The organism is Providencia sp. PROV261 (assembly GCF_028477945.1).
GTDB classification, from domain to species: domain Bacteria; phylum Pseudomonadota; class Gammaproteobacteria; order Enterobacterales; family Enterobacteriaceae; genus Providencia; species Providencia stuartii.
Map to the genome: position 1 here is coordinate 46,171 of NZ_JAMPMC010000021.1, position 12,784 is coordinate 58,954.

A 12,784-nucleotide genomic window follows, 5' to 3' on the forward strand; every position below is an offset into this window, starting at 1 on the left:
CCTGAATTAAGAGTGAGTAAGAGGTTAGTTTTGTTGACTCTAGGATAGGGGAAATACGTTGAAAATTAAAGCAGAAATGCCAATGAAATGCGATTAAATAATAAATTTTGCAAATTCCTCGTCAGAATTAATACGCAAGAGAAGTTATTTTAGAAAAAGTATAACTATTTTTGTTTTATTTCAATAAATTATATTTTGTTTGTTTTTTGATTTATTACTTAATGTTTCTCATCAGAGTTGGCTGATTTTGCACAAAGAAATAATCAATAAAGTCTGGTTGCACTCTTTTAGATAGCAAAAACGATATTTATACGAATTTCTACTATTACTACATGATGTTTTAGGCTTTTTATAAAATCAAAAACCCTGTTTTATGGTGATTATTCACTAAATAAAAGGGCTTTATCAGTTAAAGATACTTTGCTTGCTAAATAATGGGTGGTTTAAATTCATAAACACACCCATGCACATTAGTCCCAATTATGGTCTTGGTGGAATTTTAGATTTATGTTTTCTTGGGGCTTTTTTCTTTTTTGGCGGTGGTGTTGGCTTTTTATTTTTATGTGCTTTAACTGGTGATGCTGAAATTTTTGCCTCAGTATGATGAGAGCGTGGGGATGCTTGTGCACCCATAGTTGGCAGTATAAGCGTCGTGCATAATGCAAGAAGAATAAATCTCTTCATAATATTTCCATCTGTTATCTATCAATTAAGGAGCTCGTTTTATATCACTCCCTAATTATTGAGAAAAATGGCTTTGCATTCACTGACGCAAACTCCATAATTTATGCTAGATTTCATTGTAACCTATTGAATTTATTTTATATTAATAGATTTTGTTAATTTATTGATGGAGGAGAAAACACAAATGTTTCACTGATGACAGCGTGCAATTTAGGCCGTGGTGATCATCAACGTGTTTAAGAAAGGAAAGTTAAAAAAGGAGGGAGGTTGGCGCGAATAAAAAGGGGCCGACTTATCGACCCCTTTAAAGTTGTTATTACCTAATTTGTGGTGTTTCAATATTGCGAATAATGCTGCTAGGTGAGGTTGAAACCTCTTTGCCTAGGCTTGCATTAAGGCGAGCAATATCTTCTTCATTGAGTGTGCCACGAGCAAACTCAATGTTTAATTGGTTAATCATGTAATCATAACGTGCATTAGACAGGTTTTGTTTTGCCTGATACAGCGCGGTAGTTGCGGTTAACACGTCAACAATCGTACGAGTTCCCACTTGGTAACCAGCTTCCATCGCATCTAATGAACTTTGTGCAGAGACAACGACTTGTTTGTACGCATTGATGCTACTGATAGAAGATGACACGTTGTTATATGAAGAACGTACCAACTGAATTACGTTACGATAAACACTCTCAAGTTGCTCACTGGCACCTTGGAAACCATATTGTGCTTGTTCAACTTGTGAACTCACCGCACCACCACTATAAAGTGGTAAGCTTAAGGTTAAGCCAATGCTGTTTTGACCAGTATAGCTATTGCGATCTAACCCGTTGAAGTTGCTGCCATGGTTATGTGTATTGGCAACGCTGGTAGCCGCATCAAGATTGATGGTTGGCATATGCCCAGTTTCCGCTAAACGAATGTTTTCACGTGAAACATCTTGTGCTAAACGAGCGCTCAGTAAGCTTAGGTTACGCTCTTCCGCTTCTTTTAAAATTGCATCAACCTGATCAGGAGTCACGGTTTTAAAACGATCGATATTCAGTGAAGCCAGTTGATTGTAGTAAACACCGCTGACCTGACGCAGTTTTTCAACCGCATTTTCTAAGTCATTACGGCCTGAAACTTCTTGTGCTAACACGCTATCGTAGTTTGCACGGGCGTTTTGTACGTCAGTGATAGCCACTAAGCCCACGTTAAAGCGTTGGGTCGTTTGATCGAGTTGACGGTAAACGGCTTCTTTATTTGCTTCGATATAGGATAGCGCGTCAATCGCTTTTAATACGTTAAAGTAAGCTGTTGCAGTATCCAAAATCAGTTGCTGTTGGCTGGTTTGATACGAAACATCCGTGATACCCGCGGTTTTTTCTTGGACGCTGAGTTGACGCCATTTTGACATATCAAAAACGACTTGGGTCAATTTCAAAGAAGCATTGAGACCGTTGCTTTCAGTATTTCTCGTATCGCGATAACCACTGCCATATGTTATACCGGCCCCTAAACCTAATTGTGGTAATAATGGGCTACGGGATTCATTAATCTTTTCAAAAGCTTGGTTACGTTCCGCTAATGATTTTCTTAGATCAGGGTTACTTTCTTTGGATTTTTGGTAAACCTGAAGTAGATCTTCTGCGTAGCTATTCGTACTGAGACCCACAAAACTTAATGCAATAAAAAGGGGAAGCAGTTTCTTCATTTGGATTCCTTGATTAAACAGCAAATAAGTTCAGCCTGTTACCTGTGCCCCACTGGCATAAGTGAGGAGAGAGCCGAGATAAATAGGACAAACTGGAACCTATATGTAAATAAATCATCATCACTAGAAATACTTGTCAAAAACAGACCTTGTTGTTGCCTATATATTTCAGTTCATATTGACGCTTATTGTAACAGAGTATCGCATAGGTTAACGGTAGCGTTTTGTGCCATTTTGTCTCAATTTGTTTAAACATTAACTCATATAAAGGGAAAAAGCCCTAAAAACTGTTTTATTCCATAATTTTTCCTTAATATGGAAAACATCAGCTTAGGAGATTGTTATGACAAAAAATGTAGAGCAGCCAATTAAATATAATAAAAATGATGTTGAAATTATATCTAAGCGTAAATTATTTAATGGTTTTTTTCAAATGATTGAATACCGCTTTCGCCATCGATTATTTGAGGGGGGTTGGAGCGAAGAAATTACTCGTGAGGTCTTTGAACGCGGGCACGCCGGCGTTATCTTACCCTATGATCCTGAAGCCGATAAGGTTGTGCTTATTGAGCAGATTAGGTTGCCTGCCATAGAAACCAGTCAAACGCCATGGTTACTTGAAGCGGTTGCAGGAATGATAGAAACCGATGAAACTGCAGAGCAAGTAGTACGTCGTGAAGCTGACGAAGAAGCCGGATTGGTCATTGGTCGCACTGAAAAAGCATTAAGCTATTTATCGAGTCCTGGGGGCACCTCTGAACGTATGTATGTGTATGTTGGTGAGGTTGACAGTTCCCATGCTTCTGGTATCCATGGTTTAAAATCAGAAAATGAAGATATCCGTGTCCATGTGGTTAGCCGTGAGCAGGCTTATCAATGGGTTGAGGAGGGGATTATTGATAATGCGGCAACGGTCATTGTGCTCCAGTGGCTACAGCTTAATTACAAAAAATTGCAACAAAAATGGGTGAAACTGTCTTAAATAACAATTAATCTAATGAAGTGTGTGCTATTTAGCAGATATTAACCTACTGTTAACGGTAGAATAGCAAAATAACGGTGACATTTTTTATTGGAACAAGGAAAACTTTTGGACAGCCAGCTCGAAGTGACTGCTCGTAATGCGAAGGTAGTCAGGATTTTACAAGTTACTGATACGCATCTCTTTGCTGATACAGCGAATACCCTATTGGGGATTAACACGCACAAGAGCTATCATGCCGTCCTTGATGCTATTTTAGAACAAAATCTGCCTATCGATCTGATCGTTGCAACCGGTGATTTAGTCCAAGATCAATCACCAGAAGCTTACCAACATTTTGCAAAAGGGATTGAGCGTCTACCGGCTCCCTGTGTTTGGCTCCCAGGTAATCATGATTACCAACCTGCAATGGTCAGCTCTTTAAAGTTAGCGGGGATTTCAAGTGCAAAAGAAATTTTGATTGGTGATGAATGGCAAATTTTGATGCTGGATAGCCAATTGCAAGACGTTCCACATGGCGAATTGTCAGAGCAGCAACTTGAGTGGATGAAAAGCTGTTTGGATAAGCGCCCTCAGCGTACCACTTTAGTGATGCTTCATCATCATCCTTTACCTTCGGGCTGTACTTGGCTTGATCAGCACAGCTTGCGTAACTCCCATATTCTTGCGGATTACCTAAAAGGGTATCCACAAGTTAAAGTGATGCTTTGTGGGCATATTCATCAAGAAATGGATGAATACTGGCATGGTATTCGTTTATTAGCGACGCCTTCGACATGCGTGCAGTTTAAGCCTCATTGTACCAACTTTGCACTAGATACCGTCGCTCCAGGCTGGCGCTATCTCGAACTCTCCATCAATGAGAAAGGGGAAAGGCATATTAGTACGCAAGTGTGTCGTTTAAATACCAAAGAATTCAGTCCTGACTTTGATTCGGACGGCTACTAATGTCGACGCTTCTTTATATCCATGGCTTTAATAGTTCGCCACAGTCGGCGAAAGCCAATGGCTTAAAACAGTGGGTGAATGAGCGCTACCCGCACATCAACATGATTGTGCCGCAATTGCCTAACTATCCAAAGCAAGCCGCTTCTATGTTAGAAGAGATTGTGCTACAGCATAAAGACGCGCCGATGGGGCTCGTTGGCTCATCATTAGGCGGCTATTTTTCGATTTGGTTTTCACAGCGTTTTCAGATCCCAGCCGTTGTGGTGAATCCCGCAGTGCGTCCTTTTGATCTTTTGCAGGATTATCTTGGCGAAAATATCAATCCTTATACGCATGAAAAGTATTTTCTTGAGCCTAAGCATATGCATGAACTGAAAGCATTGCATCTGCCACAAGTTGATCATCCCGATTTGATCTGGTTGTTACAACAAATGGGGGATGAAGTGCTCGATTATCGCCAAGCGGTTTCCTATCTTGCAAAATGCAAACAAACTGTTGAACCACAAGGTAATCATGCCTTTGTTGGTTTTGAGAATCACTTTCCGCAAATCATCCATTTTCTGAGATTGGCAGAGAAATAATGCCAAAACATCTGTACACTGTTATTATCAACAGTAAATCACTGATTGAACGCTTTGAGTTGTTCAATTAATCACCTATTACCGCAGAATGACAACATGACTCAATCTAGTTATAACGCAGAGGCCATTGAAGTCCTCAGTGGTTTGGAACCTGTTCGCCGTCGCCCTGGGATGTATACAGACACCAGCCGACCGAACCATTTAGCACAAGAAGTAATTGATAACAGTGTTGACGAAGCACTGGCAGGGCATGCAGGGCATATTGAAGTAATTTTATATCCTGATCAGTCACTTGAAGTGATTGACGATGGGCGAGGTATGCCCGTTGATATCCATCCTGAAATGAAAGTCTCCGCTGTGGAACTGATTTTAGGGCAGTTACACGCTGGTGGTAAATTTTCCAATAAAAACTATCAATTCTCAGGTGGCTTGCACGGTGTAGGTATTTCCGTTGTTAATGCTTTGTCTAAGCGTATTGAAGTCACAGTGCGCCGTGATGGTCAAATTTATCAAATTGCCTTTGAAAATGGCGATAAAGTCGAAGAATTGCATGTTATCGGTACGTGCGCTAAGCGCAATACTGGCACTAGCGTGCATTTTTGGCCGGATGAAAGCTATTTCGATAATCCGCGTTTTTCCGTTTCTCGTTTAGCTCATAATTTAAAAGCAAAAGCGGTTTTATGCCCTGGCGTGAAAATCACGTTTAAGGATCAGCTCAACAATACAGAGCAAAGCTGGTGCTATACGGATGGGCTAACAGACTATTTAATGGAAGCCGTTAATGGATTAGAGCTGTTACCGGATCAACCATTTACTGGAGAGTTTTCGGGGGAGAGCGAAGCGGCTGAATGGGCGCTTTTATGGCTACCAGAAGGCGGAGAACTGCTCACGGAGAGCTATGTTAACTTGATCCCAACCGCACAAGGGGGAACCCATGTGAATGGGTTGCGCCAAGGGTTACTTGATGCAATGAGGGAGTTCTGTGAGTTCCGTAATATCTTACCTCGTGGCGTAAAACTGTCTGCTGATGATATCTGGGAGCGCTGTGCGTATGTGCTTTCGGTTAAGATGCAAGATCCGCAATTTGCTGGGCAAACGAAAGAGCGTCTCTCTTCTCGCCAATGTGCGGCATTTGTTGCTGGCGTCGTAAAAGATGCCTTTAGCCTATGGTTAAACCAAAACGTTCAAGTTGCCGAACAGTTAGCGGAAATGGCAATTGCTAGCGCTCAGCGGCGTATGCGTGCGGCTAAAAAGGTGGTGCGTAAGAAGTTAACCAGTGGCCCCGCTTTACCCGGTAAGTTAGCAGATTGTAGCTCCCAAGATTTAAGTATGACAGAGCTGTTCTTGGTGGAAGGGGATTCTGCGGGAGGTTCAGCAAAGCAAGCCCGCGACCGTGAATATCAAGCTATTATGCCTTTACGTGGGAAGATCCTAAACACATGGGAAGTCTCTTCCGATGAAGTGCTGGCGTCGCAAGAAGTTCATGATATTTCTGTTGCCATCGGTATGGATCCTGATAGTGAGGATTTAAGCCAATTGCGTTACGGGAAAGTGTGTATTCTTGCGGATGCTGACTCTGATGGGTTACATATTGCGACGCTGTTATGTGCATTGTTTGTGCGTCATTTCCCTAAGCTTGTCAAAGAAGGGCATGTATACATGGCAATGCCGCCACTGTATCGTATCGATTTAGGGAAAGAGACGTTTTATGCATTGGATGAAAGCGAAAAGAATGCCGTGCTTGATAGGCTGAGTCGTAAGAGAGGCAAACCCAATGTACAGCGCTTTAAAGGGTTGGGGGAAATGAACCCAATTCAATTGCGTGAAACGACATTAGATCCCAACACTCGCCGTCTTGTTCAATTAACCATTGATGATGAGAACTACAAAGAAACAGTGGCCGTCATGGATATGCTGTTAGCAAAAAAACGTTCAGAAGATCGTCGTAACTGGTTACAAGAAAAAGGCGATATGGCTGAAATTGAAGTCTAACATTCATCACGCTATCAAAAAGAGTAAGGAAAGTATTGAATGAGTGAAATTACTCATGACGGCGTAGAGCGTTTACCCCTCCACGCCTTTACTGAGAACGCCTATCTGAACTATTCGATGTATGTGATCATGGATAGGGCGTTACCTTTTATTGGCGATGGGCTAAAGCCCGTCCAGCGCCGTATCGTTTATGCAATGTCCGAGTTAGGACTTAATAATACGGCGAAATATAAAAAATCAGCGAGGACGGTCGGTGACGTACTAGGTAAATATCACCCTCATGGTGATATTGCCTGTTATGAAGCGATGGTGCTAATGGCTCAACCGTTTTCTTACCGCTATCCATTGGTTGATGGTCAAGGAAACTGGGGGGCGCCTGATGATCCTAAATCTTTCGCCGCGATGCGTTATACCGAATCACGGCTATCAAAATACGCAGAAGTATTATTGAGCGAGCTTGCGCATGGCACAGTGGACTGGATCCCTAACTTTGATGGCACTTTGAATGAGCCAAAAATGTTGCCAGCGCGTTTACCGAATATTTTGCTCAATGGTACAACGGGGATCGCCGTTGGGATGGCGACAGATATCCCACCTCATAATGCACGGGAAGTGGCTCAAGCCTTGGTTGCTCTACTGGATAAGCCAACGCTGTCGCTGGATGACATTATGTCGTATGTTCCTGGTCCAGATTTCCCAACCGAAGCAGAAATTATCTCTTCCCGAGAGGATATTCGTAAGATCTATCAAAATGGTCGCGGCTCGGTTCGTATGCGTGCTGTTTGGGAAAAAGAGGATGGCAATGCGGTTATTACTGCTCTGCCTCATCAAGTTTCTGGGGCGAAAGTGCTTGAGCAGATTGCAAGCCAGATGCGCGCGAAGAAATTACCGATGGTGGATGATTTACGTGATGAGTCCGATCACGAAAATCCTACACGCCTAGTCATTGTGCCGCGTAGTAATCGTGTTGACCTCGAACAAGTGATGAATCACCTGTTTGCGACGACAGATCTCGAGAAAAGCTATCGCGTTAACCTCAACATGATAGGTCTTGATAATCGTCCAGCAGTTAAAGGGTTGGTAGATATACTCAATGAATGGATTGTTTACCGCCGTCAAACGGTACGTAATCGCCTTAATCATCGTTTAGAAAAGGTTCTTAGACGCTTACATATTTTAGACGGTTTATTAATTGCTTATCTTAACATTGATGAAGTTATTGAGATCATCCGTACGGAAGATGAGCCAAAACCTGTCTTAATGTCGCGCTTTAATCTCTCTGATACGCAAGCAGAAGCTATCTTAGAATTAAAATTACGTCATTTGGCTAAACTCGAGGAGATGAAAATTCGAGGCGAGCAAGATGAATTAATTAAAGAGCGTGATGAATTACAAAGTATTTTAGGCTCCGAGCGTAAGCTAAATACGCTGATTAAAAAAGAAATTCAGGCTGACGCCAAAGCTTATGGGGATGAGCGTCGCTCGCCACTGCGTGAACGTGAAGAAGCAAAAGCATTGAGCGAACATGAAATTCTACCTTCAGAGCCGATTACCGTTGTATTGTCAGAAATGGGCTGGGTACGCAGTGCGAAAGGGCATGATATTGAGCCTTCTAACCTGAATTATAAGGCTGGAGATAGTTTCAAAGGTGCCGCTCGAGGTAAAACCAATCAGCCTGTTGTTTTCCTAGATACGACAGGGCGTAGTTATTCGGTTGACCCATTAGAGCTACCTTCCGCACGCAGTCAAGGGGAGCCATTAACCGGGCGTTTATCACTACCGCCAGGGGCGACCATCGAACATGTTCTGATGGCCCAAGATGAGCAAAAATATTTAATGGCATCGGATGCGGGTTATGGTTTTATTTGTACCTTTAATGATCTTGTCACCAAGAACAAAACAGGTAAGGCTCTGATTAATCTGCCGGATAACGCCAAGATCCTCACACCAATTGAGATTAATAATGAGCAAGAAGATGTACTGTTAGCCATTACTAAGACTGGTCGTATGTTAATGTTCCCTGTTGCTGATTTGCCTCAATTGTCGAAAGGGAAAGGTAATAAGATCATCAATATTACCGGTGCTCAAGCGGCAAGTGGTGAAGACCTTCTTGTTTGGTTATTAGTGCTGCCAGCACAGGCTTCAATTACGCTCTATTTCGGTAAACGGAAACTGAGATTGAAATCGGAAGAGTTGCAAAAATATCGTGCAGAAAGAGGGCGTCGTGGTACATCACTACCTCGTGGCTTGCATAATATTGAGCGAATTGAAGTTGAAACTGCGGATGCAGACAAATAATAATAGTGCAATTTTATTATGGGATTGATTATGCTCTAAATACGTAAAGGTCAGCCAGCCGATAGCGGAATCAATCGTGCTGACAATGCTGCACTTGAAGTATGGCGAGGATAATCAAGTTCTGATTATTTAGACAGAGGTCTCTATGCTAGCGCTGATTAGGGCCATTATTGTGATTATTTATACAATATTGGTGTGTGTATTTGGGGGAATTTATTGTTTATTTAGCCCTCGTGATCCAAAACATGTGATGGTTTTTGGCCATATGTTTGGGCGGTTATCAACATTATTTGGCATAAAAATTATTAACCGCGTTCCAGAAAAAGCGAAAAAATATGGCCCGAGCATTTATATTGGTAACCACCAAAATAACTATGACATGGTCACAATGTCGAATGGTGTTCAACCAAGAACGGTGACAGTAGGGAAAAAAAGTTTAGTGTTGATCCCGTTTTTTGGTTTTCTGTACTGGATCACGGGGAATATTTTGATCGACCGTTCGAATCGTTCAAAAGCGCATAACACAATTTCGCAAGTGGCTGAACAAATCAAAAAACATCAAATTTCAATTTGGATGTTTCCAGAGGGAACTCGTAGCCGTGGTCGTGGGTTGCTACCTTTTAAAACAGGGGCATTTCATGCGGCGATTGCTGCGGGTGTACCAATTGTACCGGTTTGTGTTTCTACCACTCAAGGAAGGATCAAACTCAACCGTTGGAATAATGGTCATGTGATCGTTGAAATGTTAGAGCCAATAGAGACAAAAAACTATTCCAAGGAGCAAGTCAGGGAGCTCGCTGAATATTGCCATGATTTGATGGAAGCTAAAATTAAGCAGCTCGATGAAGAGATTGCTGAAATAGACAAGCAAAATAAATAAGTTGTTCGGCACGATGACTTAACATGACGCCCTTTTCTGAATAGGTTATCTCATCAGAAAAGGGCGTTTTTATTTAATGAATCACATGATCCTGTTTACACGTCTAATTACATTTTATCTTGTCATTTTTGACTATTAAATTTTATTTATCGTTATAGATATTTTTAGAGTTTCATCTATTTTCGCGATATCATTACAACCCATTTGTATCAAGTTTAAGATTATGGCCCAATGATGGGTTATGCTAGCGCGAACCTAAAATTAACGATTAAATTGGCTTATATTGCGAATATCTAACAATAATTAGCGCTGCTATTTTTAGTTTAGTGGAGAATTTATGTCATTCAGTCGGCGTCAGTTTCTGCTTATTGCAGGGCTGGCTTTGTGTTTGGTCAATACATCAAACTATGCTTTTGCGAGCGGTAATGGCAAAAACCCGCTCCCTGTTCCTCCATTATTAGAATCCAAATCAGGACAGCCGTTATTTTTGACATTACAAAAAATACATTGGTCGTTTGATGGGAAATACTCTGCGGATATATGGGGGGTTAATGGTTCTTATCCAGGTCCAACGGTAAAAGTAAAAAATGGCGATGATATTAAGCTGATTTATAGTAATCGCTTACCTGAGTCTGTTTCCATGACAGTTAGTGGCCTGCAAGTTCCTGGTACTCAAATAGGTGGAGCGGCAAGGTTAATCTCTTCAGGAGCCGATTGGTCTCCTGTGATCCCTATTCGTCAACCCGCAGCGACCCTTTGGTATCACGCGAATACAGAAGGCAAAATGGGGCCTCAAATTTATAATGGTCTATTAGGGATGTGGATCATTGAAGATGATTCAACGAAGAATCTGCGACTACCAAAACATTATGGCGTCGATGATTTTCCTATTATTATCCAAGATAAGCGCTTAGATAATTTTGGGGTTCCTGAATACCAAGCCAATGAGGACGGTTTTCTTGGGGATACGTTATTAATTAACGGTGTTCAAGACCCTTATATTGAAGTTTCCCGTGGCTGGATCCGTTTACGCTTATTAAATGCCTCTAATTCGAGGCGCTATGTCATGAAAATTAGCGATGGGCGTCCTTTTGTGATGATAGCCTCCGATCAAGGATTATTGACATCACCAGTCAAAGTGCCTGAACTGTCGTTGGCACCGGGTGAACGTCGAGAAGTCTTGATTGATATGGCAAAAACAGAAGAGCTTACCATTACAGCGGGTGAATCAGCGAGCTTTATGGATAGAGTGAAGAGTTTATTTGAACCTTCAACAACACTCATATCGACCAATGTGTTGACTATCAAAGCAACAGGGTTAATGTCTTTGGTGACTGATGATGTTCCTACTCAGTTAGTTGAAGATAAAACTCAGATCACTTCATCTATTCGTAATCGTGATATTCACCTTAATGAACCTTATGGCATCAATAATACGACAAAAGATACTCGTCGTATTGATCTATCAAGCCAACAAGGTGGGTGGGAGCGCTGGGCCGTAACCAGTAATGTTCCTCAACCTTTTCATATTGAAGGGGTTCGTTTTAAAGTGATTAACCGTAATGGACAACCGACACCACCGGAGGATTTCGGCTGGAAAGATACAGTTTGGGTTGATGGTAAAACAGAACTATTGGTACAAATGATGCAGCCATCCTATGAGCACTTTCCATTTTTATTCTACAGCAACAATTTAGAAAAAGCGGATTTAGGCTCAGTGGGGCAACTGGTCGTGGCACCCGAAAATTAATGTTAAATCGGGAGTGTTAGAAATTCTGTGTCATCCTAGTAAACGACCTCAAAAAGGAAGGGCTGATGACACAACCTTTCGATTTTGATAAAACCTTAAAATTACTTCAAGAGGGGCAGGTATTGATCGGCAAAGGCGGTATCCTGACCCCATTGAGACTCTTATTTGGCGAATGATATCAATGCCAATCGCCGAAATGGTATCACTAAGAAAACCATCAAAATATCAACGGGTAACGTTGAACTGGCAACGAGACCTGATCGTAATGGTTCTTTCGAACCGTAACGGGTGAAAAAGCACCAAGCGACATTATCGAATGAGGTCGAGCATAAAATAATACGTTTTTTGCTCTGAGTATGAGTTACTCGGGTATTAGCCGAGAATTGAAGAGCTGTATGCTTTTAGTCTCTCACCTGCCGCGATTAGCGCAGTGACTGGCAAAGTTATTCTTAACTCAAACTATGGCAACAGCAACCACCGGATATGGTGGGTTGGAAACAAAATATGCTAGCTATCTATAACCAAATAATTGAAGACCTCATGACGATCAATCCAGAGCTGCAAGTGATTCATAAGCTATTTTAACCACGGCGATTAGACGGTCGTTGATCGTCTTTGAATATTTACGTGCTAATATTGATAATGTAAAGAGTATCAAAATAACAGTTGGAATAGATGAGACGTTTTCTGTTAGTAAAACTTCTCGATTTGATAACAGGTTTCTTATGGAAAGAATAAAATAATGAATAGAATGGAGCTAATCAATAAATATATCAAAACTGATTTAGAAAAAATAACAGTTAAAACAGGTGAATTGAAAAAAAAATCTGATGATAGGTTTTATTCTAATATAGGAAAAATTATTGCTGAAAAAAAGAGTAATAGAGATATAAATTATGTTGTTGCTCTTGATTCTGCAATGGGAATTACTGGGTTGCTTTATACGAAAGAAATCTACTCAAATGTGAATGAAAAA

9 protein-coding genes and 2 pseudogenes are annotated in these 12,784 nt (G+C 41.3%); 9 read left to right on the forward strand and 2 right to left on the reverse strand.

Annotated elements, in window-relative coordinates; genetic code table 11:
• Positions 1-480: 480 nt before the first annotated feature.
• Both PR675_RS13230 and tolC read right to left on the reverse strand, forming a co-directional pair.
• Complete coding sequence (locus PR675_RS13230) at positions 481-684, reverse strand: hypothetical protein (protein ID WP_127891330.1); 204 nt, start codon at positions 682-684, stop codon at positions 481-483.
• A gap of 316 nt (positions 685-1,000) precedes the next feature.
• A complete protein-coding gene (gene tolC / locus PR675_RS13235) occupies positions 1,001-2,377 on the reverse strand; it encodes an outer membrane channel protein TolC (protein WP_004925132.1) in 1,377 nt (458 codons plus the stop codon).
• A 343-nt stretch (positions 2,378-2,720) separates the two neighbouring features.
• On the opposite strand from tolC, the gene nudF reads away from it, so the two are divergent.
• The 9 genes and pseudogenes from nudF to PR675_RS13280 form a co-directional block, all read left to right on the forward strand.
• Positions 2,721-3,359, forward strand: coding sequence for an ADP-ribose diphosphatase (nudF, locus tag PR675_RS13240; RefSeq protein ID WP_004925129.1), 639 nt, complete (start codon positions 2,721-2,723; stop codon positions 3,357-3,359).
• Positions 3,360-3,467: 108 nt separating this feature from the next.
• Positions 3,468-4,307 carry a 3',5'-cyclic-AMP phosphodiesterase gene (cpdA, locus tag PR675_RS13245; protein ID WP_014657637.1) on the forward strand — a complete coding sequence of 280 codons (840 nt, stop codon included), beginning with the start codon at positions 3,468-3,470 and terminating at the stop codon, positions 4,305-4,307.
• Complete coding sequence (yqiA, locus tag PR675_RS13250) at positions 4,307-4,888, forward strand: esterase YqiA (RefSeq protein WP_040132435.1); 582 nt, start codon at positions 4,307-4,309, stop codon at positions 4,886-4,888. Before cpdA ends, yqiA begins: the two co-directional genes overlap by 1 nt.
• A gap of 96 nt (positions 4,889-4,984) precedes the next feature.
• Positions 4,985-6,880: a DNA topoisomerase IV subunit B gene (gene parE, locus PR675_RS13255; RefSeq protein WP_004925119.1), complete on the forward strand. Its 1,896-nt coding sequence runs from the start codon at positions 4,985-4,987 to the stop codon at positions 6,878-6,880.
• A gap of 39 nt (positions 6,881-6,919) precedes the next feature.
• Positions 6,920-9,178 carry a DNA topoisomerase IV subunit A gene (parC, locus tag PR675_RS13260; protein WP_272582760.1) on the forward strand — a complete coding sequence of 753 codons (2,259 nt, stop codon included), beginning with the start codon at positions 6,920-6,922 and terminating at the stop codon, positions 9,176-9,178.
• Positions 9,179-9,323: 145 nt separating this feature from the next.
• On the forward strand, positions 9,324-10,058 hold the full coding sequence (locus tag PR675_RS13265) for a 1-acylglycerol-3-phosphate O-acyltransferase (protein ID WP_014657639.1): 735 nt from the start codon (positions 9,324-9,326) through the stop codon (positions 10,056-10,058).
• 337 nt (positions 10,059-10,395) lie between these two features.
• Positions 10,396-11,808, forward strand: a complete 1,413-nt coding sequence (ftsP, locus tag PR675_RS13270) for a cell division protein FtsP (RefSeq protein WP_040132433.1) — start codon at positions 10,396-10,398, stop codon at positions 11,806-11,808.
• Between the two features lie 65 nt (positions 11,809-11,873).
• A pseudogene (locus tag PR675_RS21015) lies at positions 11,874-12,297 on the forward strand (transposase); the annotation flags it as partial.
• Between the two features lie 253 nt (positions 12,298-12,550).
• Positions 12,551-12,784: pseudogene (locus tag PR675_RS13280) on the forward strand (hypothetical protein); the annotation flags it as partial.

Coding starts and splice junctions, on each gene's coding strand:
- yqiA (WP_040132435.1), top strand. CDS start 4,307: ATGTCGACGCTTCTTTATATCCATGGCTTTAATAGTTCGCCACAGTCG.
- ftsP (WP_040132433.1), top strand. CDS start 10,396: ATGTCATTCAGTCGGCGTCAGTTTCTGCTTATTGCAGGGCTGGCTTTG.
- PR675_RS13230 (WP_127891330.1), bottom strand. CDS start 684: ATGAAGAGATTTATTCTTCTTGCATTATGCACGACGCTTATACTGCCA.
- parE (WP_004925119.1), top strand. CDS start 4,985: ATGACTCAATCTAGTTATAACGCAGAGGCCATTGAAGTCCTCAGTGGT.
- nudF (WP_004925129.1), top strand. CDS start 2,721: ATGACAAAAAATGTAGAGCAGCCAATTAAATATAATAAAAATGATGTT.
- tolC (WP_004925132.1), bottom strand. CDS start 2,377: ATGAAGAAACTGCTTCCCCTTTTTATTGCATTAAGTTTTGTGGGTCTC.
- PR675_RS13265 (WP_014657639.1), top strand. CDS start 9,324: ATGCTAGCGCTGATTAGGGCCATTATTGTGATTATTTATACAATATTG.
- parC (WP_272582760.1), top strand. CDS start 6,920: ATGAGTGAAATTACTCATGACGGCGTAGAGCGTTTACCCCTCCACGCC.